Source organism: Agrobacterium vacciniicorymbosi (genome assembly GCF_040427045.1).
In the GTDB taxonomy this organism is placed as follows: domain Bacteria; phylum Pseudomonadota; class Alphaproteobacteria; order Rhizobiales; family Rhizobiaceae; genus Agrobacterium.
In genome coordinates, this window is record NZ_JBETMF010000002.1 from 142273 (window position 1) to 164670 (window position 22398).

General features: G+C 57.0%; 19 protein-coding genes and 2 tRNA genes. 8 read left to right on the plus strand and 13 right to left on the minus strand.

Annotated elements, in window-relative coordinates; translation table 11 throughout:
• Positions 1-121 precede the first annotated feature (121 nt).
• Positions 122-2848 (plus strand): pyruvate, phosphate dikinase, encoded by a 2727-nt coding sequence (ppdK, locus tag ABUK73_RS03865; RefSeq protein WP_353576113.1) that lies wholly within the window; start codon positions 122-124, stop codon positions 2846-2848.
• Here the strand turns inward: ppdK and ABUK73_RS03870 are convergent.
• Complete coding sequence (locus ABUK73_RS03870) at positions 2845-3114, minus strand: hypothetical protein (protein ID WP_113086072.1); 270 nt, start codon at positions 3112-3114, stop codon at positions 2845-2847. The genes ppdK and ABUK73_RS03870 overlap by 4 nt on opposite strands.
• A gap of 313 nt (positions 3115-3427) precedes the next feature.
• On the opposite strand from ABUK73_RS03870, the gene ABUK73_RS03875 reads away from it, so the two are divergent.
• A complete protein-coding gene (locus ABUK73_RS03875) occupies positions 3428-4348 on the plus strand; it encodes a DUF1499 domain-containing protein (protein ID WP_353576114.1) in 921 nt (306 codons plus the stop codon).
• Positions 4349-4354: 6 nt separating this feature from the next.
• On the opposite strand, the gene ABUK73_RS03880 is transcribed toward ABUK73_RS03875, so the two are convergent.
• Genes ABUK73_RS03880 through ABUK73_RS03890 form a run of 3 tightly spaced genes read right to left on the minus strand, consistent with a single transcriptional unit; the run spans position 4355 to position 6033 of the window.
• Complete coding sequence (locus tag ABUK73_RS03880) at positions 4355-4801, minus strand: thiol-disulfide oxidoreductase DCC family protein (RefSeq protein ID WP_353576115.1); 447 nt, start codon at positions 4799-4801, stop codon at positions 4355-4357.
• A gap of 11 nt (positions 4802-4812) precedes the next feature.
• Positions 4813-5721 carry an MBL fold metallo-hydrolase gene (locus ABUK73_RS03885; protein ID WP_353576453.1) on the minus strand — a complete coding sequence of 303 codons (909 nt, stop codon included), beginning with the start codon at positions 5719-5721 and terminating at the stop codon, positions 4813-4815.
• A gap of 15 nt (positions 5722-5736) precedes the next feature.
• The gene (locus tag ABUK73_RS03890; RefSeq protein ID WP_353576116.1) at positions 5737-6033 is read right to left on the minus strand and encodes a cupin domain-containing protein; all 297 of its coding nucleotides are present in this window, start codon (positions 6031-6033) and stop codon (positions 5737-5739) included.
• A 170-nt stretch (positions 6034-6203) separates the two neighbouring features.
• On the opposite strand from ABUK73_RS03890, the gene ABUK73_RS03895 reads away from it, so the two are divergent.
• Positions 6204-6278, plus strand: a tRNA-Gln gene (locus ABUK73_RS03895).
• Between the two features lie 73 nt (positions 6279-6351).
• Here ABUK73_RS03895 and ABUK73_RS03900 read toward each other — a convergent pair.
• The 3 genes from ABUK73_RS03900 to ABUK73_RS03910 form a co-directional block, all read right to left on the minus strand.
• Positions 6352-7098 carry a YcxB family protein gene (locus tag ABUK73_RS03900; protein WP_353576117.1) on the minus strand — a complete coding sequence of 249 codons (747 nt, stop codon included), beginning with the start codon at positions 7096-7098 and terminating at the stop codon, positions 6352-6354.
• A gap of 94 nt (positions 7099-7192) precedes the next feature.
• Entirely contained in the window at positions 7193-8842 is a 1650-nt protein-coding gene (gene mqo / locus ABUK73_RS03905) for a malate dehydrogenase (quinone) (protein ID WP_353576454.1), read from the minus strand.
• Positions 8843-9319: 477 nt separating this feature from the next.
• Entirely contained in the window at positions 9320-9730 is a 411-nt protein-coding gene (locus ABUK73_RS03910; RefSeq protein ID WP_353576118.1) for a cupredoxin domain-containing protein, read from the minus strand.
• 255 nt (positions 9731-9985) lie between these two features.
• On the opposite strand from ABUK73_RS03910, the gene ABUK73_RS03915 reads away from it, so the two are divergent.
• The 3 genes from ABUK73_RS03915 to ABUK73_RS03925 all read left to right on the plus strand — a co-directional run bounded on the left by ABUK73_RS03915 (position 9986) and on the right by ABUK73_RS03925 (position 13249).
• A tRNA-Pro gene (locus ABUK73_RS03915) sits at positions 9986-10062 on the plus strand.
• A 368-nt stretch (positions 10063-10430) separates the two neighbouring features.
• Entirely contained in the window at positions 10431-11480 is a 1050-nt protein-coding gene (locus ABUK73_RS03920) for a LacI family DNA-binding transcriptional regulator (protein WP_353576119.1), read from the plus strand.
• A gap of 566 nt (positions 11481-12046) precedes the next feature.
• The gene (locus tag ABUK73_RS03925) at positions 12047-13249 is read left to right on the plus strand and encodes a glycosyltransferase family 2 protein (RefSeq protein WP_353576120.1); all 1203 of its coding nucleotides are present in this window, start codon (positions 12047-12049) and stop codon (positions 13247-13249) included.
• 139 nt (positions 13250-13388) lie between these two features.
• Here the strand turns inward: ABUK73_RS03925 and ABUK73_RS03930 are convergent, their stop codons facing one another.
• From ABUK73_RS03930 to ABUK73_RS03955, 6 genes are all read right to left on the minus strand, one after another.
• A complete protein-coding gene (locus ABUK73_RS03930; protein WP_113086045.1) occupies positions 13389-13814 on the minus strand; it encodes an adenylyltransferase/cytidyltransferase family protein in 426 nt (141 codons plus the stop codon).
• 20 nt (positions 13815-13834) lie between these two features.
• Positions 13835-15397, minus strand: coding sequence for an asparagine synthase (glutamine-hydrolyzing) (gene asnB / locus ABUK73_RS03935; RefSeq protein WP_353576121.1), 1563 nt, complete (start codon positions 15395-15397; stop codon positions 13835-13837).
• Positions 15398-15516: 119 nt separating this feature from the next.
• Complete coding sequence (locus ABUK73_RS03940) at positions 15517-17064, minus strand: hypothetical protein (protein ID WP_353576122.1); 1548 nt, start codon at positions 17062-17064, stop codon at positions 15517-15519.
• A 147-nt stretch (positions 17065-17211) separates the two neighbouring features.
• On the minus strand, positions 17212-18687 hold the full coding sequence (gene cysN, locus ABUK73_RS03945) for a sulfate adenylyltransferase subunit CysN (RefSeq protein ID WP_353576123.1): 1476 nt from the start codon (positions 18685-18687) through the stop codon (positions 17212-17214).
• A complete protein-coding gene (gene cysD, locus ABUK73_RS03950) occupies positions 18687-19640 on the minus strand; it encodes a sulfate adenylyltransferase subunit CysD (RefSeq protein ID WP_353576124.1) in 954 nt (317 codons plus the stop codon). The genes cysN and cysD overlap by 1 nt, the downstream gene beginning before the upstream one ends.
• Before the next feature lie 29 nt (positions 19641-19669).
• Positions 19670-20440, minus strand: coding sequence for a phosphoadenylyl-sulfate reductase (locus tag ABUK73_RS03955; protein ID WP_353576125.1), 771 nt, complete (start codon positions 20438-20440; stop codon positions 19670-19672).
• Between the two features lie 226 nt (positions 20441-20666).
• On the opposite strand from ABUK73_RS03955, the gene ABUK73_RS03960 reads away from it, so the two are divergent.
• On the plus strand, positions 20667-21107 hold the full coding sequence (locus tag ABUK73_RS03960) for an RrF2 family transcriptional regulator (RefSeq protein ID WP_353576126.1): 441 nt from the start codon (positions 20667-20669) through the stop codon (positions 21105-21107).
• A 260-nt stretch (positions 21108-21367) separates the two neighbouring features.
• Positions 21368-22393: a sulfate ABC transporter substrate-binding protein gene (locus tag ABUK73_RS03965; protein WP_353576127.1), complete on the plus strand. Its 1026-nt coding sequence runs from the start codon at positions 21368-21370 to the stop codon at positions 22391-22393.
• Positions 22394-22398: the final 5 nt, after the last annotated feature.

Below are 22398 nucleotides of genomic sequence, written 5' to 3' on the forward strand. Positions count from 1 at the left end.
TCTCCATCCGCCGCATTTATGCTGCACTGCGGTGCCAAGCTGCGAGAACGGGCGTTCCCAACAATGTAACAATGCTGTAAAGGGTTGAAAAACAAGAACGCTTCTGGGTGGAGAGCGTAGAATGAAAAAATGGGTTTATACCTTTGGCAACGGTGCTGCCGAAGGCCGCGCGAGCGATATCGCCATATTGGGCGGCAAGGGTGCAAACCTTGCTGAAATGGCGAGCCTCGGCCTGCCCGTTCCCCCCGGCCTGACCATTATCAGCGAAGCCTGCGCGCGCTACCATCAGGGCGGTCGCTCTTTGCCAGAAGAACTGAAATTGCAGGTCACAAGCGGCATTTCCGGCATGGAAGCCATCACGGGGCGCAGCTTCGGTTCCGGCTCGCAGCCGCTTCTGCTCTCCATTCGCTCCGGCGCGCGCGCCTCCATGCCCGGCATGATGGACACGGTTCTCAACCTCGGCCTTAATGACGAGACGGTGCAGGCGCTAGCCAGCGATTCCGGCGACGCCCGCTTTGCCTGGGATAGCTACCGCCGTTTCATCCAGATGTATGCCGATGTCGTCATGGGCCTGGACCATGAGATCTTCGAGGAAATTCTCGAGGACGAAAAGGGCCGCCTTGGCTACGAATACGATACCGAGCTTTCCGCCGCCGAGTGGCAGCATGTCGTCTCACGTTACAAGACCCTCATCGAAGAGGAGCTGGACGAACCTTTTCCGCAGAACACACAGGTGCAATTGTGGGGCGCCATTGGTGCCGTCTTTGCCAGCTGGATGAACACCCGCGCCGTCACCTACCGCCATCTGCACAATATCCCCGGAGACTGGGGTACGGCGGTCAATGTTCAGGCCATGGTTTTCGGCAATCTGGGATCCTCCTCGGCCACTGGCGTTGCCTTTACCCGCAATCCCTCCACCGGCGAAAAAGAACTTTACGGCGAATTCCTCGTCAATGCGCAGGGGGAGGATGTTGTCGCGGGCATTCGCACGCCGCAATCCATTACCGAAGAGGCGCGCATCTGTTCCGGCTCCGACAAGCCATCGCTGGAAAAGCTGATGCCGGAGGCATTCGCCGAATTCCTCGAAATTTGCAGGCGGCTGGAAACCCATTACCGCGATATGCAGGATATGGAATTCACCATAGAGCGCGGCAAGTTGTGGATGTTACAGACCCGCTCCGGCAAACGCACCACCAAGGCGGCGATGAAGATTGCGGTCGATATGGTGGCCGAAGGTCTTGTGACCACCGATGAGGCGATCTGCCGGATCGAGCCGTCCTCGCTCGACCAGCTGCTGCACCCCACCATCGATCCCTCCATCGAACGCCCAATCATCGGCTCCGGCCTTCCGGCCTCTCCGGGTGCTGCATCCGGGGAGATCGTCTTCACCTCCGAGGAGGCGATTTCCGCCAAGGCCGAGGGACGTCGCGTCATTCTCGTGCGCATGGAAACCAGCCCGGAAGACATTCACGGCATGCACGCCGCAGAAGGCATTCTGACCACGCGCGGCGGCATGACCAGCCATGCGGCCGTGGTCGCGCGCGGCATGGGCATCCCTTGCGTCTCTGGCGCGGGCTCGATGCGGGTGGATGTGCGCAACAACGTCCTGATCGGCGTCGGCTGCATGCTGAAGCGGGGTGATGTCATCACCATCGACGGTTCGTCCGGTCGCGTGATGAAGGGCGAAGTGCCGATGACGCAGCCGGAACTCTCCGGTGATTTCGCCAAGCTGATGGAATGGGCAGACGCGACCCGCCGCATGACGGTGCGCACCAATGCCGATACACCTGCCGATGCCCGTGCCGCCCGCGCCTTTGGTGCGGAAGGCATCGGTCTTTGCCGTACCGAACACATGTTCTTCGAAGGTGACCGCATTCAGGTGATGCGCGAAATGATCCTTGCCGAACATGAAGATGGAAGGCGGGCCGCACTCGACCAGTTGCTACCCATGCAGCGGCAGGATTTCACCGACCTGTTCTCCATCATGCACGGCCTGCCGGTCACTATTCGCTTGCTGGATCCGCCCTTGCACGAATTTCTACCGAAGACGGATGGTGAAATCGTCGAGGTCGCAGCGGCCATGGGCATGTCGCAGACGCTGTTTCGCCAGCGGCTGGATGCCTTGCATGAGTTCAACCCCATGCTTGGCCATCGCGGCTGTCGTCTCGCCATTTCCTATCCTGAAATCGCGGAAATGCAGGCCCGCGCCATTTTCGAAGCCGCCGTGGAAGCCGCCCGCCAGACAGGCGCGCCCGTCGTGCCTGAGATCATGGTGCCGCTGGTCGGTCTGCGCTCTGAGCTGGATTACGTCCGCGCCGTCATCGACCGCGTGGCCGCAGCCGTGGCGCAGGAAACCGGCATGGCACTCGAATATCTGACTGGCACCATGATCGAGCTGCCGCGCGCGGCCCTGCGTGCCCATGTCATTGCGGAAGCTGCCGAATTCTTCTCCTTCGGCACCAACGACCTGACGCAGACGACATTCGGCATCTCTCGTGACGATGCTGCCCGGTTCATCGAAACCTATCAGCGTAAGGGCATCATTGAGCGCGACCCCTTCGTGTCCCTGGATTTCGATGGTGTCGGTGAGTTGATCCGCATCGCTGCAGATCGTGGCCGCCAGACGCGTCCGGAACTCAAGCTCGGCATTTGCGGCGAACATGGCGGCGACCCGGCTTCCATTCATTTTTGCGAGGATGCGGGTCTGGACTACGTGTCCTGCTCGCCCTTCCGCGTGCCGATTGCACGTCTCTCTGCTGCGCAGGCAACGCTGGCCATGGCGCAGAAACGTGACACCGAAGCCGTCTCGAAGGTCGTGCCGCTCAGGGCGATTCCGGCGAAGGTCTAGCGGTTCTGCACGATGATGCGGCGTTCCACCACGACGGGGCGATAGAACATGTCGCGGCTGGATTGCGCCTGCCATGCGCGGGCATCGGCACGGCGGTCAAGATCCAAATCCAGCAGGCAACCGGCCATCTGGTCTGTATTGGGGCGGAAGCCATAGCCACGGCAGGTGGCCTCGTCACGCGCCCGCCGTTCCTCCGGGCTCAGCGTCTGGCACGCCGAAAGCGCCATGGTTGCCGCAAGTGCGCCGAGGACGATGGAAACACGCATGATGATAACTCCCTGGAATGCCAGCTTGTCGCTGTCTTGTGTTTCACTGATACGATTGTTTGAGCCCGGAGAAAAGTCTGCCGCACGGCAAAGGTTGCGTTTGGAAAACACGTCGCGGAAAAGTGTTTGCCGGGCCGCGATGAGTGGAGGGACAGATTCCATTCGAGGCCAAAAGGCTTTATGACATGCTGTACCGGCGATTCCTTGCGAAACCCAGCTTTTGCGCGGAGTGCCTTCATTGCAAAACGACAGCATGTCGCGGAGATGTCGCTATGATCTTTCCCCATCGACATGCGCATCCGGGTGCCGCTTTATGACTGTGCGTTTCGTTCGGCCCGTGTCCTTTGCGGCATATCTGTCCCGATATCTCGGGCTGTCGGCGCTCGTGCTGTTTCTCATCGCCGCACCTCTGCACCGCTTTGGCCCGCTGACGCTGCCGGATTTCATTTCGCTGACCCTCATTTCCGCCGCCATCGCCACTGTCGCGCTGCTGCTCGCCATCATCGGCTTGCAGCGTCTCTGGTCTGCGGGTGCAAAGGGTGGCATGTGGTCGCTCTATGCCATCTTTCTGGCAGCCATTCCGCTTGGAGTCGTGGGCTTTGCGGCCTTTCTCTACTGGCAGAAACCGCCCATCTATGATGTCTCCACGGACGTAGCCGATGCGCCGAACTGGCTTTCCATTCCAACCGCCAACCAGCAATGGCTGCCGCGCCCGGCCATTATATCCAAGGCAGACCGCGATGCGCAGGTGGCAGCCTATCCAAGCCTCGCAGGCCACCGCTATGAAGGCGCGATAGACCGCGTCTACACCGCCGCCCGCAAGGTCGCCAAAGCCCAGCGCATTCGCATTGCCTACACCGATGGCCTGATAGGCTCTCTGCCGGATGTTCAGCCCGGCGTGCCCAGGCAGGACCAGACCGAAGGCACCAACGACACGCCTATCGACGAGTTGCCCACCAACGTCCCTGTGCCACTGGCGCGCCCGGCAGAGGCTCCGGCGCCGACCTTCTTCAATGGCAGCGGCGTGGTGATGCTACAGGGCGAAATGCGCAGCCTCATCTGGGGCCTGCGTTTCGATGTCCTCATCCGCCTGCGCGAAGACACCGAAACCACGCTGGTCGATGTCCGCGTCGCCTCCCGCTTCGGCCCGCATGATCTGGGCATGGGCGCGGATATAGCAGAGGCCTATCTGGATGCGCTGGATGCGGAAATGCAGGGGTTGAACGATAATTGAGGACGATCAGATAAAACGGTCGCGTTCGTCAGCCGTCGGCATCCGGCAGGTCTGACGCCTTCCGGCAATCTTCATGCGGTTTCTGGCGACGATATCGTAGATGCCGTCTCGAAGAATGCGCGGGACGAAACGTAGAATTGACATCAGGCCAGCAAACCCGCCCAAAAGCTGAAGCACGCGCAAAGCACCATCCGAGCGCGGATAGGCGATGCCGTTTTCAATCAGCAGGCTGGTTTCGTAATCATCTGTTCTATAGCCGTAATGGCGCATCAGCGCAGTACCGAGTTCAGACTGCGCCGGGGTGAATCGAAAAAGCCCATGCTTATCGCGCTGCAGGACAAGATCGACATCTCGCGAGCAAAAGCCGCATTCGCCATCAAAAACGATCAGCGGCCTGTCGTCGGGGAACTCCGGAACCGATGGATCATCGCGGTAGCTATAGGCGTCAGCCATGGTCTCAAATCCTATGCCGGGAAATAAAGCCCATTCAGCGAAGGTGGTCCATCCGTCTGCACTTCGCCCTTTTCAATCAGGTCTTCGATATGCGCCAGAACGGAAAGCGCTGCTGCTCCATGCAATCGCGGATCGGTGCTTCGGTAGATGATCTTCACCATATCAGGGATGGTCCGGTCGCCCGCCTTGATGCGTGCCAGCACGGCTTTTTCCCGCATGCGCCTGTGCGCTCGCAGCCCGCGCATGAAGGCCGTGGGGTCGTTGACCGGCCCCCCGTGGCCGGGCAGAAACAGCCGGTCCTTACGTTTCAGAAGCTTCGCCAGCGAGGCCATATAATCGCTCATCGATCCATCCGGTGGCGCAACGATGGTCGTGGCCCATGCCATCACATGGTCGGCTGAAAAGACGATGCCGGTATCATCTAAAGCAAAAGCCGAGTGGTTTGCTGTGTGGCCGGGTGTATGCAGAGCAGTCAAAGCCCATCCGTCACCGGAGATGCTCTTGCCGTCCCCCAGCGCGATATCAGGCTCGAAAGCCGTATCGGAACTCTCGGCAAAGGGGTTGCGCTCACCCTCATGCAATGGACGTGCGGCACGATGCGGGCCTTCAGCCACCGTCAATGCACCGGTCGCCAGCTTCAACCGCGCCGCCAGAGGCGAGTGGTCGCGATGTGTATGGCTGACGAAAATATGCGTCACATCGCGTCCGGCAAGCGCTGCCATCAGAGCCTGGAAATGCGCCTCGTCATCAGGGCCGGGATCGATGACGGCCACGGATTTGTCACCGACGATATAGCTGTTCGTTCCGTGGAAGGTAAAGGCCGAGGGATTATTGACGGTGATGCGCTGCACACCTTCCGCCACAGGCACGGCAATGCCATAGGCGGGGTCGAAGTCACGGTTGAATTCCGGGTCTGCCATCGGCTTAGTCAATGCTCACTTATATTCGATCTCGATGAAAGACATCGGCTCGCTGCCCGCATTGACCACATTGTGCGAAACGCCAGCCTCACGGCGATAGGGCATACCCTTCGGCGTATCGACACGGCGACTGCCGTCCTCATCTTCGATCAGAAAATGACAATCCGTCATCGGCACTACGACGTAACCGAGGCCATGGGTGTGGTGGCCGGTATCAGCACCCGGCTCGAAGTCCCAACGGATGATCCGCACCACGGCATCATCAAGCAAAGTCGTGGGTATCGCGGGTGGACGTGCACTATATTTGCTCATGGGCGCTTTCACCGAAAAGCCTGAAGACCGGATATATCCTGACGTAACATGAAGCTTAGCCCGGACACACAAGAAATATTGTTCATCCATCAACTTAATCATTGCCGCTGCCGCCCCGCTTTGCTAATCAGGCGCCGTTCAGGCAGTGGCGCTTCGCCCATCTGCCCTGGTGGGGCGTCGCCAAGCGGTAAGGCACCGGTTTTTGGTACCGGCATTCCCAGGTTCGAATCCTGGCGCCCCAGCCATGTTTGAAAATCATCGCGCCTCTTCGAAATTCGCCTCTGCCTCAGGCAACATATTTGCGACTTTCAGCTTTGCTCAAGTCTGAATTTTAAAGCCTGCCAAGCGGGGAGGTGAGACAGGTTCCTGACCCCACCACTTTCGCAAGGCAATGCCAAACTCCTCGGCCTCGGTATTCTCGAACAGTCGCTTTGGCAGGACATGGGCCTGAGTCTTTGATGTCCAGAAATAGTAACGTTCTCCGTCTTCCTCGACGCTATAGAGGCTTTCCCACGGACATAACCATGTTTGTTGCCGGACAAGGACAGAGACGCCTTTGTCGTCCACCGTCATCTCCAGTGGAACATTGACAGCCTCGCGTGCTTCGAGAAAACCCTGCCAGAAGCCACGAAACTGTGCGCGGAAAAAGCTATAAAGCAGCCAAGCAAGCGCCGGGCCCGCAGCGAAAGCACCGATGACGATAGCCGCAGCTATCAAACGATCTCCGCTCTTCCACCACCCAAACGCAATAATGAAACCTATAAAAAGCGTACAAAGGGTGACAAATCCCGCGAAGCGGCCGAACGGCAAAGGCTCACTGCGAGCGTAGCGTACTGCCATATGGTCTTCGATGCTGATTTCAAACTGCTTCTTAAAGGCAGAATTTGTCGATGTCCGCCAGATGGAGGGAACTGTTGACTTGGCCATGTCAGCTTCTCCTGCTCGAATATGGTAGATTGATAATGTCAGCGCGCGGGGTAGTAATAATAAGAACTCATTGAATAATTGACCACGCAACAGCCATTTTTGCCATCCGTGAATTGTAGATGCAAGCAAAGATTGCATGTTCTCTGTGCTGCAAAACGGAAAAGGCACGCCCGTAGACGTGCCCTAATATTTTGATATTTCGACAGGCAGTGACGCCCGCCAAAACCGCTCGTTAAAGCGCCATGTCCGGGCGCTTCACACCGGGTTCGCTTGTCGCGCCCGGCGCTGCGTTGATTGCACTCACATCAATCTGCGGCGGTGTTGGCAGTTGCAGGTGTTCTGCGGTGTAAGCCCATTCCTGGCTGACCTTTTCAGGGTCTGCATTTAGCTTGGTGCCGTAGCTTGGAACGATCTGGCGGATTTTGGCCTGCCATTCTGGAGTGGCGACCTTTTCCTTGAAGACCTTTTCCAGCACGTTGAGCATGATGGGGGCAGCTGTGGAGGCACCCGGGGAGGCACCCAGCAGGGCTGCGATGCTGCCATCCTTGGCGCTGACGATTTCGGTGCCGAGCTTCAGCACGCCGCCCTTGTCCTTGTCGCGCTTGATGATCTGCACGCGCTGGCCTGCCTGCCATAGACGCCATTCGCCCTGCTTGGCACCGGGGAAATATTCCTGAAGCGCTGCGAAGCGGTCATCGTCGGAGAGCATCAGCTGACCGGCCAGATATTCAACCAGCGGATATTCATCGATGCCAACGCTCATCATCGGCCATGCATTGCTCATGGTCGTAGAGGTCAGCAGGTCGAAGTAGCTGCCTTCCTTGAGGAACTTGGTGGAGAAGGTCGCAAACGGTCCGAACAGGATGACGCGCTTGCCGCCAATAACGCGGGTGTCGAGATGCGGAACAGACATGGGCGGAGAGCCGACCGATGCCTTGCCGTAGGCCTTGGCCAGATGCAGCATCGTCACGTCAGGGTTTTCGTTGACGAGGAAGGAGCCGCCGACGGGGAACCCCGCATAATCGTCACCTTCCGGAATGCCGGACATCTGCAACAGGTGCAGCGCTCCGCCACCGGCGCCGACGAAGAGGAACTTCGCATCCACGGTGTGGGTGCTGCCATCTTTCGTGTTGCTGTAGCTGACGCGCCATGTGCCATCGTCATTGCGCTCGATGCCATCGACTTCGCTGGAAACCTGAAGGTTGAAATTCTGCTGGCTCTTCAGATGAGCAACGAACTGGCGGGTGATTTCCCCAAATTCCATGTCGGTGCCGAGCGGAGACCATGTCGCGCCGATCTTCTGGCCGGGGTCGCGGCCTTCCATCATCAGCGGAACCCATTTCTTGATCTGCTCCGCGTCGCTGGAATATTGCATGCCGGCAAACAGAGGGCTGGCCTTCAGGGCCTCGAAGCGCTTTTCCAGATAGGAAATGTTTTCGTCACCCCACACAAAGCTCATATGCGGTGTGTGGTTGATGAAGGAGCGCGGGTTTTTCAGCACGCCATTGCGCACCTGCCAAGCCCAGAATTGGCGGGAAATCTGGAAGGATTCGTTGATTTCGATCGCCTTGGAAATGTCGATGCCGCCATTGGCGGTTTCCGGCGTGTAGTTCAGTTCCGCGAGCGCGGAGTGGCCGGTGCCGGCATTGTTCCAGCCGTTGGAGCTTTCCAGCGCCACCGCATCCAGACGCTCCAGCATCTCGATAGACCATGTCGGCTCCAGCTCATGCAGCCATACGCCAAGCGTAGCACTCATAATGCCGCCGCCGATCAGCAGGACATCGACCTTCTTATCTGCAGCCTGCGCCAGCGCTGGTGCGCCCGGCACTGCGGCAGCAGCCAGACCGGCAAGCGCGGTGCCCAATACCTGGCGGCGGTTCATGGTGAAATTGTCGTGCGAAAATCCGGTGTTAAGGCCGTTGCCCTTGTCGTCTTTGGTCACGTCTTTTCCTAAACTATTGATGATTTTCAAATTGTGCGGCGCAATAACGCAAACAATCCCGCAACACAACGTCGGGAAAACACGCCAAGGTGGCGGGGGGGGCAGGACTACCCGAATTTAGCAAAAGCGAATATGGAGTGGAAAAAGGCGAGGCAAAACATCGCGGTGCGACATTTTGCCTTAGTTTTCCGCATCATACAGCATCAGCTGTTTTACGCGGTCAAGGCCAGAGATAAGACCTCAGAATTCAAGCTAATCGATTGTATAATATGTCCTGCGTGAAATGCATAACAGATGTGCGGGCTCAAATCAGGCGCGCATGGCAGTACAAAAGCGTGAAGGCGCTGAGGTTGAGAGCATGAAAAAAGCCCGCCGAAAATGAATTCGACGGGCTTTTGAAAGGGTTCTCTTCCTGCCTTAGTTGGCGGCGAGGAACTCTGCGCAATAGCTTGGGCCGTTGACGCCTGGGCGGTCAGACACGGTGCGGATGGAGCGGATGTTGTAATCGCTGCCGACAACCAGCTGCACGGTGCAGGAGAGGTAGACCTTGCGGGCAGACGATGTCTGGCGGCCGCGCTTGCCATCCTTGGTCTCGTCATACTTCGCGGGGATCGTGGTGGTCTTGTAACCGCCGCGCCAGTTATAGGTCGTGGTGCTGCCGGAATCGACATCGCTCAGCGGCGGGCCGAACTTGGCGAAGAAGACGCCAGCCGACTGGCCGACCCAACGGGTTTCAACAGCGCTTTTGGGAGCAAGCGAAGGAGTGGTGGTGGTGCAAGCGGAAAGGGCAATGGCCAGCCCTGCCAATGTTACGCTGCGAAAACGCATGTCGAAATTTCCTTGTTGTGCCGTTTCCGGTGTTTTGCGGGAGGATGATGTTCCCCTAGCAGATTTGTGACGAAGCGGCAGGGCCAGCGAACGCCGCGACGCATATTTTTTGCCACAATTGTTTTTTTGTAACGATTTTGTCTCCGGAACAGATGGCGGCAGGCCACTTTGTCGACCCAAAAAAGCTGTCACAAAAAATTCAAACGGCCTTCTTGTCGAAAACCGGACGCTGGTTTATAGAAGCGCCGCTGGTCACGGAGTGTAGCGCAGTCTGGTAGCGCACGTCGTTCGGGACGACGGGGTCGGAGGTTCGAATCCTCTCACTCCGACCAGGTAAGGCCTTAAAATCCCAAGGTTTTCTCATTTTTCTAAAGCTGTTTTGCGCTGCTGAAAATCTTGTCGGTCTCCAGCTCATGTTGCCACATTTGCAAGAATATCCCTCCAGACCCTCGTTTTTCGCATGAAGCCTCGGTCGTCATGTGGATTCCTGTTGCTAGCACTATAGCAAGCGCGACTATTTTTGGGCTAACGGCCGTTTCTGATAGGTTTTTAGGCGAAAGCCGTTGGATTCTCCCGATAGGGCTATGGTGTATTAGCAAAAATGATAGTGTAATCAGATACCGCATGCGAGTTAGGAAATAGCTCACTGTAACGTTTCAGAATAGTCATCTGCCCAAGCTACTAAGCCCAAGGTGTATGGATGTCATACCGAAGTAAACGTGGTGCTTCTGGCAAGGTCACATTGCAGGACGTTGCGAAAGAAACCGGAGTCAGTGCGATCACGGTTTCCCGCGCCTTGCGAGAGCCGGGTAAGGTCTCTAACGCACTTCGCGACCAAATTCTCAATGCCATCGAAAATATGGGTTATGTGCCGGATTTGAATGCCAGAGCCCTGGCCAGCGGCACCAGTGCCTTCATCGGTGTGCTTCTTCCATCTCTGTCCCATCCCGCTCTCAGCGCGGTGCTCAGTGGCATCGAGGCGCGGGTGAGGGGAACGGATTATCGCATTCAATATTCCAACACCCATTATGACCCGGAAGAAGAGGTCAAGCAGCTGCGCGCCTTTGCCGCCCAGCGCCCCGCCGGCGTCATTGTGGCTGGCACGGAGCGGTTGGAAAATCTGAAAACCATTGTGAAAGAAGCGGGCTGTCCCGTGGTGCAAACCATTGATTCCTCCTTGAAGATGGAGGGCATCGCCGTCGGCATCGACCACAAACAGGCTGCCATGGCGGCCACCCGTCACATGCTGTCGCAGGGTTATCGCCGCTTCGGCATACTTGGCTGCGGCCATGACATCAGGGTGCGCCTGCGCAAGTCCGGCTATTGCGAAGTCATGCAGCAGGCGGGCCTGTTCGATGAGAGCCTGATCATCTGGCAAGACGCGCCGCCCAGCATCCATCTCGGCTCGCGCATGATCCGCCGCTTTATCGAATCCCGGCCCGATGTGGATGGTGTGCTGTGCCAAAGCGACGATCTGGCGCTGGGCGTGATCTTCGAAAGCCAAAGACTGGGCATGCGTGTACCGGAAGATTTCGGCATTTGTGGCTATAATGATCTGGACTACGCCGTCTCCACCGAACCGCCGCTGACCACCGTGCGCGTGCCACGCTTCGATATAGGCTACAAGGCCGCAGATATCGTCATCACCCTCGGGCAGGGCGGGCTCATCAAAGAGCGAATCTTCAACATGGGCTTCGAAATGGTGGACCGCCAGACCACACGGCGCTTGAAAGCCGCAGCGTCTGCCTAGAGCGAGACATTTTCGAGCACTGAGTTAGCGCAAAGCCCTTCAAAACACCCATAATTCCTCATCGGCAAGTAGCAAACGAGCTCGATGGCGAAACGCAGGGTCGCTTTTCGCAAGGAACTTTTGGCTTCGACGACGCGTTAGGTCAGCAAGTCAAAAGGAGAGATATGATGCTGAAAGCTATGGTTTTGTGGGCAATGGGCGTGCCCTTGTTTGTCGTTGTTCTGATCTGGATGTTCTTCTTTTAATCTCCAGTAGACATCAAAAAATACCATCAAAAAGCGCAGGTTTAGACCGGCGTTTTTCGTTTGTCTGAGCAGGGCCGCGCGCGAAGTGGCCTACTGATCTGGCATAAGCTTCGCGAAAGCCGGGCCTTGTAGTCCTTTTTTATAATCAGTCGGAATTGTTCTTCATGATGAGGGCAGGGCTGGCGCAGCAAGCAAGAGACTCATCCCGCATCGGTCCTCGGGCTCGAGAATTTCCTGTCGGCGACGATGCCTTCTGTCGATGTCAGAGCGAATTCTCCCCTGAGGACGATGCCCAGTCGTTACTCACAGGCGGTCGTCGCGATGTCCAGTTCAGAAATCCTTCTCTCCATTTGCGTTCCTACATATAACAGGCAGTTCCTGCTGGAGAGGAACGTCAATTTCCATCTGGAATGGTTTCGGCGGCTGGGCATGTCGTTCGAGATCGTCATCGTCGATGATTGCTCGACCGACGGTACCGCGGACTATATTCAAACGCTCTCGCAGGTCCCTGAAGTCAACGCCTACAGGCGCACCAAGAATTCCGGCTTTGTCAGCAATTATGCTTTCGCCATGCGCCGTGCGCGTGGGCGTTACGCCGTCTTCCTCGGCGATGACGACTTGCTCATTCCGGAGAAGGTCAAGGAATATGTCGAGATCATGCAGGCGGACTCCGGCATCGGCATGGTGCAGGCGCCGTGGATGCTGGTCGATGCGCGCGGCGGTCAGCGCGATATTTCTCCGTTCTACCGTATTCCCGGCCCGACCCGTCACTCCAAGGGCGATTTCTCCTCCTTCCTCAACTTCATCTTCAACCACCACGTCTTTCCGGAATTCCTGATCGTTCGTCGCGACGTCCTCGCTCGGTCGATTTCAAGCGCAACGCCCTTCATCTTCTGGGCTTACCTCTACACCGCCCGTGCGCTTGAACATGCCGATGTCCTGTTCATGCCGGAGCCTTTTGCACGCGTGACGGCAGTCTCCGACGATCCGAGAATGCAGCAGGGCAACAATGAGTGCATGTTCCAGTGGGACACCTACCGCGGCGGCATCGAGTTTCTGGCGGCGCAGATGTGGAAGAATAAAACGCCTTCGACCCACGAGCGCAGCGACTTCTTCCAGCGCCTCGTCGGCTTCATGATGCAGCGGCAGGGCGTTGCCTTGCGCTTGCACATCGAATCCCGCAACTGGCCGGAAGCCTATATTCTATATAATCGCATGGCTGCGTATCAGAACGTTCCAATGACGGGTACTTCGATCGACACGATCCAGAAGCTGGCTGGGCTCGTCGTTGCCGGAAAAGAGGCGGCAGCATTCAGTGATCTTCCGATCATCGTCGATCCGGCTGTCGGTGACGAGATCGTCACTCTCCTGCCCGCTGCAATACAACAGCGACTGACGCGCATAACACCAACGTCCGATGATGGCCCTCGCGCATGGCTTCGTTTCGATCCGAAATTCGGTGAGCCCATGGCCCGCACCGACGCGGCTTTTGATCTTCAGGCCTATATCGGGCAGTTCATCTAAAAACGAAGACGTGACTTACGTGCCGGGGCTCTCTACCGGCATGTGAGTCACGTCCAAATTTCCGTTAGAATATTGGCGGCTTGGGCTTTCTTCAGCTCTGTAACGGTGGCCGCCATCAGCAATTCCCCACTCGAGACAATTACTCCGAAGGCGCCCGCAGCTTTTGAAGCGTTTCGTTGATGAGCGTAGACGAGGTGGACTTGGTGTAGGGGAAATAAATGATCCTCACGCCGACTTCCTTGAACTGATCCTCGAATTCCTTCCACTTCGGTGTGTTGTACCAGTCATCACCCACGAACATGACGTTGAAACCGTATCGTTTCCAGGCGTCGAACTTGTCACGGGAAAATTGCGGTACGGCAACGTCGACATATTTGATGCCTTTGACGATCTCCAACCGCTCGTCGAACGAGATGACGGTGCGCTTACCCTTGTATTCGCCGACAAGTTCATCGGTGCTGACGCCGACGACGAGCTTGTCGCAGAGAGCCTTTGCGTTGCTGAGCATTCTCATGTGCCCGACATGAAACAGGTCGAAGACACCCGCCGTGTAACCAAGGATCATCTGCTAAAGCTCCAGTAAAATCAGTGTTGATATATAAGGTCTGAGATATCCGCCCAGGGCGTGTCCAGCAACGTCTCAAGGTTGAAGCGAAGCCACTTATCCATCCCCGACCCTTCGCCCGCAAAGAGACGATCCGTCGGCACGGGAAAGCCAACTTTGGGACGGTCGATGATGGCGTCCGGCAATATGTTCCGGCACAGTCTTTTCAGCGGAGCTTTCGCTACGCCATTTTCTAGTCTGTAAGACGCCGGTGTGCCATACATCAGTTCGACAAGCCGATGATCCACGAAGGGCGTGCGCGCTTCGACGGAACACATCATCGTGCTGTTATCCAGTCTGCGCAGCAGCCCATGCAGATGGTGAATCTGGAAAAAGGCAGCTGTCCGGTCCAGCGCGGTGGTGCGATGCATGACGGGTGAGAGGATATCCTCGAGGATTTCACGATCGTCATGTTTGCCGTAGCTGTAGAGCTGATCGAATTTTTCGATATCCCACGGATTTTCAGCTGCCCAACGGAAGATGCGGTCATAGCCGAAAAACAACTCGTCCGCGCCTTCTCCACTCAGGATTACGGTGTTGAATTCCTTTGCGACTTTCGTCATTTTGTAAATCAGGACTTCATTTGGCACAGACAGCGGTTCGCCTCTGTGAAGGATGAGCATCTTAGCGATGTCCCGGAACTCCTGATCTCCGATGGTGATGGCGTGATGGTTGAATGAGAATTTTTCAGCCGCGAGTTCGGCCCAGTCGAACTCGTTATTATCCTCAAATCCAACGGTCCATGTATGCGGGCGTGAGCTGAGAGCGGCGATCAGCGTGCTGTCCACGCCTCCACTTAGGTAACTGCCCACCGGCACGTCTGCGATGCAACGGAGATCGACGGCACTTTTCAAAGTGTCCATGATCTCTTCGTCAGAGACTGACTTATCGTAGACCTCGCGTTCCGGGAGGTCCCAGTAGCGCGTGAGCTTGCCATTGAAATAATAATGGCCAGCAGGAAACAGCGATATACCCTTGTACATCGTGCGACCGTTGAAAAAGCTTCGGGCTTTCACATACTGACGCAGGGCAAATGGGTCGATTGCCGTCAGATCGTGAAGCTGCTTCAGCGGCTTGATCTCGGAAGAGAACGAAACGGAAGAGCCATTCTCATGGACATAGAGCGGCTTCACGCCGAGGCGGTCTCTGGCTGCAAAAATGTCGCCCGTCAGCATGTCATGGATGACAAAGCTGAACATGCCGTAGAATTCCTTGAGCGCGTCAGGCCCGATCTTGACGTAGAGCTCAATGAGAACCTCGGTGTCGCACGAGGTTTTGCAGTCGATGTTGTGTCGGGTTGCCAGCTCTTTGAAATTGTAGATTTCGCCGTTGAATATGATCCGGTAGCGCCCGTTGGATGACACGAATGGCTGGTTGGCACGCGCATCGAGATCGACGATTTTCAGGCGCCTGTGGCCGAGCTTGACGTGGTCAAGGCAGACAATCGATCCAGCATCCGGACCACGGTGATGCATCAGGTCGAGTGCGCGTTCAAATGCCGATCGATTGATCTCGGGAAAATTGGAGAATAATATTCCGCACATTTGAAATCCTCAGAATCGGAAAAAAAGAACGCGCCCCTCATAGCTTGGATTTGTCTCAGCCCGAAGTGCTGCTCACAAGACTATGAGAGGAACGGCCATAATGAGAAGCGGCGGCGCTGTTAAACGCCGATGCCGCTGGCAATGGAATCGAGAACGATTTCCGTCGATGGACGCTCATTCGGCAACAATTTCTCAAGCAGGCGTTCACGCGCCTCCACATTGCCCCATGGCTTGCCATTGGCGTAGGCGAGAACTGCGTTTTCTATTTCTTCCATGGTCGTCACGGTTTCAGCGCAGGCGTGGGCCAGTTCACCCAAAGCATTGAATGGAACGCGCCGTTGTGAATCGATGAAGACCAAAGGCTTATTGAACAGCTGGTATTCCGTCAAAAACGAGACGCCGTCCGTCAGCATCAGGTCGGATGCCGCGAACAGGTCGCCATATTGACCTTCAATGATCGAGCAATTGGGCAGGCTGTTCCAGCGTGCTTTGAAACCATCGACATCCGCTTGTGTCATCAATCCCATTTTTACGACCAGCGCAAACAGGGCAGGGTGAGGCTTCAGCGCGAACTCGATATTCGGCGAGCGCTGCGCCCAGGTCAGCATGTCTCTGTAGATGCGGTGGAACACGCCGAACGCAAGCCAGTCGTTGCCGACAGAGTGATGCGGCGCCCAGATGACGCGGAACGCCTTTTCCTCACCGCTATGGATGGGCCAGGATCCTTTTCCGATAAAGCTCACCAGTCTCTCATGTTTCGGGTAGCCTGAAAGCACGAATTTGGATGGATCTGAATGCTGGAAACTGCGGAAATAGGACTGTGTCTGCTCTGTTTCGCAAAACACACGCCACGCCGAACGGTGATACGGCTGATCGAACGCCATGGGCGATATTTCCGCCACGTCACGCTCGGAATGGCTGAATTTCGAGACGAGAGAGGTTCCATAGGTGATGGCGCAAAGCCGCGCGAAGCCCAATTCTTCGGTGCGGAACGCAGCCGGGTAGTCCCTGTCCCATTGCGACTGACGGAAAATAACGTCTGGAGACAGCGCGCGAAGGATATCGAGCCCCTCGAATGAGTTGGGCATACCCAGCCGAAGATGGGCAATCCCAAGTTCCGTCAAGGCTTCACTCACCGAGCTTTCACCGCCGCAGGCGTTATCGCCCGGGAACACTCTGTCGATGCTGACCACGAGAGGATCGAAGCGCCCGTCATTCTTCATGGCATGGAAAATATCGATCTGCGCGTCCCAGGCCTCGATCATGTGAACCAGAAATACGCAGCGGATTTTGCCGGAAGTCGGAGGCATCTTGCGAATGCCCGCATGCATGACCTGACGCAACTGGCCGAAGTTGCTTGCAATATGCTCGCTTTTCACCGCGAGGCCTTTGAAGCTTTCAACGAGGTTGTTTGCAAAGGATGCGTTTGATTGGGAGAGCTCTCGAATATTGCTCGATGTGACCTGCACGGCCTCATGGAGCTTTTGAGCGTGGGCGTGCTGAACGCCAATAGCATCTTCTCGGAATTTCGCCAGAAAGTTGACCAGCTCCAGCATGATCTCATCCTGAATCTGCTGTCTTTGTGCCAAGGCAGAAATATCTGCAATCACTTGGTCAAGCTTGTCGCTGACGGACGCAGACGATGCGGTGTTGGCAGCCATATCCATATTAAAACTCTCACCCTGTTTACCCAAGTATTTCAGCGTTTGCTTGCGCCGAACTGACCCTGGGTTCGCAGGCTGAGTGTCCTGTTTTCAAATCTGGCAGACTGGAAAAGAGAAAGCGCTGGAGATGGCTCCAGCGCTCTCGGGATATCAATCAAGCTCATCGAAAAGACGCGAAGCCGTCGCCGCACTCGTCCGGCGGACTTCGATTTCGTCTCTGCGGCTGGAGAGCTGTTCGCTGGCCAGAAGCGCTTCGGCGAGATCGGCGGGCAGGGAAATCAGGACACGTTCGCCCTGGGCAATCTTGCCGGTGTCGCTGCGCTTGCCGAGGATCATGCCGCCGGCCACCGTGTTGTTGGTGTCGGGGTCGATCAGGATGAAAGAGCCGGTCGAACGGTTCTGGTCGTAGGGGTCGAAGATGGCGGTTTCATCGAAGGATAGGCGCACCTTGCCGATGGCGTTCATAGGCAGCGTGTCGGCATGCGGCAACCATTGGCCGTTTTTCAGGTCCAGCTGCGTTGTCGGCTGCACCGTCACGCGCTGGCGACGGCTGCCGCTTTTCAGCCAGTAGCGTTTTGAGGGTTCGATACCACCCGGCTGAAGCGCCACGATCTGCGCGTCGAAGGCATGACCGGTTTGCGGCTGGGCTTCGATGGAGACGATCACATCGCCACGCGACACATCGACCTGACGGTCGAGAACGAGGGTGATCGCATCGCCCGAAACGGCAGCATTGCGCACCAGATCGAAGGTGACGATCTGCTTGACGTTGGCCACCATGCCAGATGGCAGGATGACGACGCTATCGCCCGGCTTGACGGAGCCACCAGCCACCGTGCCCTGATAGCCACGGAAACTTTCGCCCGGGCGGGACACGCGCTGTACAGGCAGGCGGAAACCGCCGGTCTGGGTGGTTCGAACCGTCGCCAGTTCTAGCGTTTCGGCCAGCGTCGGGCCATCATACCACGGCATGGAGGGCTTGCCGGAGAGAACGACGTTCTCGCCCTTCAGCGCCGACATGGGGATAGAGGTGATCTGCTTGGTGCCGAGCGATAGCGCAAATTCGCGGAAGTCGTGGGCAATCAGCTCGAAACCGGCCTTGTCGTAATTGGTGAGGTCGATCTTGTTGACGGCCAGCACGAACTGACGAATGCCCATCAGCGCGGCAATCGTCGCATGGCGGCGGGTCTGTTCGAGAATGCCGGTGCGGGCATCGACCAGTAGCACGGCCAGATCGGCAGTCGATGCGCCGGTTGCCATGTTGCGGGTATATTGCTCGTGGCCGGGCGTGTCGGCCACGATGAAGGCGCGCTTGTCGGTGGCGAAATAGCGATAGGCGACATCGATGGTGATGCCCTGTTCGCGCTCGGCCTGAAGACCGTCCAGCAGCAGTGCGAAATCGGGCAGGCCGAGATCGTTCTGTTTGCCGCTGTCGCGGTGCAGCGTTGCGGCCTGATCTTCCTTCACCGCCTTGGTGTCCCAAGGCAGGCGGCCGATCAGCGTGGATTTGCCGTCATCGACGCTGCCGCAGGTGATGAGACGCAGTGGACGTGTGTCGCGCACGGCCTTCACAGGCTCGACGAAGGGCAGAATGGTGGCGGATTGTGCGTTTGCGTTCTGTGTCATCAGAAATAGCCCTCGCGCTTTTTCTTTTCCATGGAGCCGGACTGGTCGCGGTCAATGGCACGGCCCTGACGCTCCGAAACGGTGGCGATTTCAAGTTCGGAGATCACCTCGTCCAGCGTGGTTGCCTCGGAGTTGATGGCACCGGTCAGCGGGAAGCAGCCCAGCGTGCGGAAGCGGATCATGCCGTGCTGAACGACTTCGCCGGGCAGCAGCTCCAGACGCTCGTCTTCAGCCAGAATCATCATGCCGTCGCGCTCGATGTATGGACGTTCGGCGGCGTAATAGAGCGGAACGAGCGGAATGTTTTCGGCCTGAATGTATCGCCAGATATCCACCTCGGTCCAGTTGGACAGCGGGAAGGCGCGCACGCTTTCGCCCTGACGAACCATGCCATTATATATGTTCCACAATTCCGGGCGCTGGTTGCGCGGGTCCCATTTATGATCAGGCGTGCGGAAGGAATAGATGCGCTCCTTGGCGCGGCTGGCTTCCTCATCGCGGCGTGCCCCACCAAAGGCGGCGTCGAACTTGCCAGCGTCCAGCGCCTGACGCAGCGCTTCCGTCTTCATGATGTCGGTGTAGAGCGCCGAACCGTGGGTAAACGGCGTCACGTTTTCGCTCGCGCCGCGCGGGTTGGTGTGAGAAATCAGGTCGAGATCGTATTCCTTGACGATATTGTCACGAAACTCGATCATCTCCTTGAATTTCCAGCCCGTATTGACGTGAAGCAGCGGGAAGGGGATGCGGCCCGGAAAGAACGCCTTGCGCGCAAGATGCAGCAGCACCGACGAATCCTTGCCGATGGAATAGAGCATCACCGGATTGTCGAATTCCGCCGCAACTTCGCGGAAAATGTGGATGGCTTCGTTTTCGAGGGCTTTCATGTGGGGATCAAGCGGCTGCTTTGGTGTGCTGACACTCTTGCTTTCCGTTTCCGGAACTGCATTGGACATTTTAAACTCCGGCAATCTACTGATTTCAATTATCTTTGTGAGGCGGATGGTAGCGGGGAGGCTTGGGCTGCCTCGGCCACGTGCAGGCCGCATTCGCGCTTCTCGTCATTTTCCCACCACCACCGACCGGCGCGTTCTGGCTCGCCGGGCTTGATGGCGCGGGTACACGGCTCGCAGCCGATGGAAGGATACCCACGGGCGTGAAGGGGGTTGATGGGAATGTTTTCCGACGAAACATGCACCTTGATCACATCGATATCCCAATCCGCAAGCGGATTGATCTTGATCAGATTGCGCTCGGCGTCGAATTCGGCAAAGGGCGTCGTTGCCCTGTTGCCTGACTGGCCACGACGAAGTCCAGTAATCCAGAAACTTGCGCCTTCCAGCGCCTTTGCCAGCGGCACAAGCTTGCGCACGTGGCAGCAGGCATGGCGGGCTTCGACGCTGTCATAAAAACCATTCAGACCATATTTCGCAGCATAAGCGTCGATGTCATCCTGCTCGGGATGAAAGCGCTTGATGGTGATGTCATAGCGCTCTTCCGTCTCGCCGATCAGCGTCACGGTTTCCGCGAAAAGACGGCCCGTTTCTAGCGTCGAGACACCGATCGGAAGGCGATGTGTGCCGATTGCGGCGGTTATGACCTGATCCTCGATACCGAGGCTCGTTGTGAACACCGCTCGTCCGCCCAACCCTGCAACGAAGGCAAGCCGACCGGCTAGATCAAGGCTGGCGAGCGTTTCATCGAGCGATGCAACATCATGGCTGGAAAGACTATGCGATGGGGTGTTGATGGTCATTTCACGGGTCCGAAACTCTACTGCTTCGAATAATCCCTGAAATGCGGGTTTTTTGACAGGAATGGCTATGCTTGTGCATGGCCTTGGGGAGCAAATATCTCTCTTGCACGTAAGTTACGCGCAAAAGAGTCCCAATCTGGCGAAATCAGTCCCGATTTGTGTTCGTATAAAAACTGCGCTAATCGAAAAAAGCAACCCCATTCATGATATTTTCGGTAATTTTAGTATGATTTCCCAAAAGGCGAAATATGCGTTGCGTGCGCTGCTGGCGTTGGCGAGAGCCGACGGGAACTGTCCTGTGCAGATTTCCGATATTGCCCGTACCCAGGCCATCCCGAAAAAGTTTCTGGAGCAGATCCTGCTGGAGCTGAAGCGCGCGGAGATCGTCACCAGTCGTCGTGGCAAGCAGGGCGGTTATCTGCTTCAGCGCCCGGCGACCGAGATATCATTTGGCGAAGTGCTTCGGCTGATCGATGGGCCGGTGGCGCCGCTGCCGTGCCTGTCGCAGACGGCTTACCGGCGCTGCGAGGATTGCGACGGCGAAACACAATGCGAAATCCGTCACGTCTTTGCGCAGGTGGCGGATGTGACGCGCAACATTCTCTTCAACACGACGATTGCAGATGCCATCAGCGGTGCCGAGGTGGCCGAGCTTCTGACCGCGTAAACCTTGAGCGACACGGAAAAATCATCCCTGATGACGGATTTTTTTATCCGTTAGCGGCGAAAATACGGTAAAAATGCGAACTGGTTTTGCGTAAAGCCCTGCGTTTCCACGGCACTTGTTGCGCATTTTCAGCATGCGGCGTTGCATTTGTTGCCGCTGACGCCAAGCGAAGGGAAACACTTTTGCGATCGTGATCGCCCTGATTGACCAACTCTACTGAACCGGTAGTGTTAAGCGCAATGCATCTAGGAGGGATACCGATGTCGAAACTTCTTTCCAGCCTCAGCGCCGTAGCGCTCAGCCTGTCAGTCACTCTCGGTGCTGTCGGAATGGCCCGCGCGGAGACCACGCTTCTCAACGTGTCCTATGACCCGACCCGCGAACTCTACAAGGACTTCAACGAAGCCTTCGCCAAGAAGTGGAAGGCCGACACGGGTGAAGACGTCACCATCAAGCAGTCGCATGGCGGCTCCGGCAAGCAGGCTCGTTCTGTTATCGATGGTCTGGAAGCAGACGTCGTAACACTGGCGCTACAGAGCGACATCGACGCCATCGTTGCCAATGGCGGCAAGATCAACAAAGACTGGCGCACCCGCCTTCCGCACAATTCTTCGCCATACACATCGACCATCGTGTTTCTGGTCCGCAAGGGCAACCCGAAGGGCATCCACAACTGGGGTGACCTCGTGAAAGGCGATATCCAGATCGTAACGCCGAACCCGAAGACATCGGGCGGTGCGCGCTGGAACTATCTGGCCGCATGGGCCTGGGCAAACGAAGAGTACAAGGGCGATCAGGACAAGATCAAGGCTTACGTCGGTGAACTGTACAAGCGCGCTCCAGTGCTGGATACGGGTGCACGCGGCTCCACGGTAACGTTTGCACAGCGCCAGATTGGTGATGTGCTGCTGGCATGGGAAAACGAAGCCTATCTGGCCGGTGAAGAATTCGGCAAGGACGCCTTCGATATCGTCGTTCCGCCGATCTCCATTCTGGCAGAGCCGCCGGTCGCCGTGGTTGACGCCAATGTCGATGCCAAGGGCACCCGCAAGCAGGCCGAAGCCTACCTGCAATACCTCTATTCTGACGAAGGCCAGAACATTGCTGCCAAGCATTTCTACCGCCCGTCTAATCCGTCCGTTGTCTCCAAGGATTTGCTGAAGCAACTGCCTGACATCAAGCTCGTCACCATCGATGATCCGCAGTTCGGCGGTTGGGCCAAGGCGCAGCCGGAACATTTCGGTGATGGCGGTATCTTCGACCAGATTTACAAGCCCGCAAAGTAAGCGGA

Excerpts from the sequence above, each read along its gene's own strand:
- ppdK (WP_353576113.1), top strand. The coding sequence starts at position 122 with ATGAAAAAATGGGTTTATACCTTTGGCAACGGTGCTGCCGAAGGCCGC.
- ABUK73_RS03870 (WP_113086072.1), bottom strand. The coding sequence starts at position 3,114 with ATGCGTGTTTCCATCGTCCTCGGCGCACTTGCGGCAACCATGGCGCTT.
- ABUK73_RS03875 (WP_353576114.1), top strand. The coding sequence starts at position 3,428 with ATGACTGTGCGTTTCGTTCGGCCCGTGTCCTTTGCGGCATATCTGTCC.
- ABUK73_RS03880 (WP_353576115.1), bottom strand. The coding sequence starts at position 4,801 with ATGGCTGACGCCTATAGCTACCGCGATGATCCATCGGTTCCGGAGTTC.
- ABUK73_RS03885 (WP_353576453.1), bottom strand. The coding sequence starts at position 5,721 with ATGGCAGACCCGGAATTCAACCGTGACTTCGACCCCGCCTATGGCATT.
- ABUK73_RS03890 (WP_353576116.1), bottom strand. The coding sequence starts at position 6,033 with ATGAGCAAATATAGTGCACGTCCACCCGCGATACCCACGACTTTGCTT.
- ABUK73_RS03900 (WP_353576117.1), bottom strand. The coding sequence starts at position 7,098 with ATGCAATCTTTGCTTGCATCTACAATTCACGGATGGCAAAAATGGCTG.
- mqo (WP_353576454.1), bottom strand. The coding sequence starts at position 8,842 with ATGAACCGCCGCCAGGTATTGGGCACCGCGCTTGCCGGTCTGGCTGCT.
- ABUK73_RS03910 (WP_353576118.1), bottom strand. The coding sequence starts at position 9,730 with ATGCGTTTTCGCAGCGTAACATTGGCAGGGCTGGCCATTGCCCTTTCC.
- ABUK73_RS03920 (WP_353576119.1), top strand. The coding sequence starts at position 10,431 with ATGTCATACCGAAGTAAACGTGGTGCTTCTGGCAAGGTCACATTGCAG.
- ABUK73_RS03925 (WP_353576120.1), top strand. The coding sequence starts at position 12,047 with ATGTCCAGTTCAGAAATCCTTCTCTCCATTTGCGTTCCTACATATAAC.
- ABUK73_RS03930 (WP_113086045.1), bottom strand. The coding sequence starts at position 13,814 with ATGATCCTTGGTTACACGGCGGGTGTCTTCGACCTGTTTCATGTCGGG.
- asnB (WP_353576121.1), bottom strand. The coding sequence starts at position 15,397 with ATGTGCGGAATATTATTCTCCAATTTTCCCGAGATCAATCGATCGGCA.
- ABUK73_RS03940 (WP_353576122.1), bottom strand. The coding sequence starts at position 17,064 with ATGGATATGGCTGCCAACACCGCATCGTCTGCGTCCGTCAGCGACAAG.
- cysN (WP_353576123.1), bottom strand. The coding sequence starts at position 18,687 with ATGACACAGAACGCAAACGCACAATCCGCCACCATTCTGCCCTTCGTC.
- cysD (WP_353576124.1), bottom strand. The coding sequence starts at position 19,640 with ATGTCCAATGCAGTTCCGGAAACGGAAAGCAAGAGTGTCAGCACACCA.
- ABUK73_RS03955 (WP_353576125.1), bottom strand. The coding sequence starts at position 20,440 with ATGACCATCAACACCCCATCGCATAGTCTTTCCAGCCATGATGTTGCA.
- ABUK73_RS03960 (WP_353576126.1), top strand. The coding sequence starts at position 20,667 with ATGATTTCCCAAAAGGCGAAATATGCGTTGCGTGCGCTGCTGGCGTTG.
- ABUK73_RS03965 (WP_353576127.1), top strand. The coding sequence starts at position 21,368 with ATGTCGAAACTTCTTTCCAGCCTCAGCGCCGTAGCGCTCAGCCTGTCA.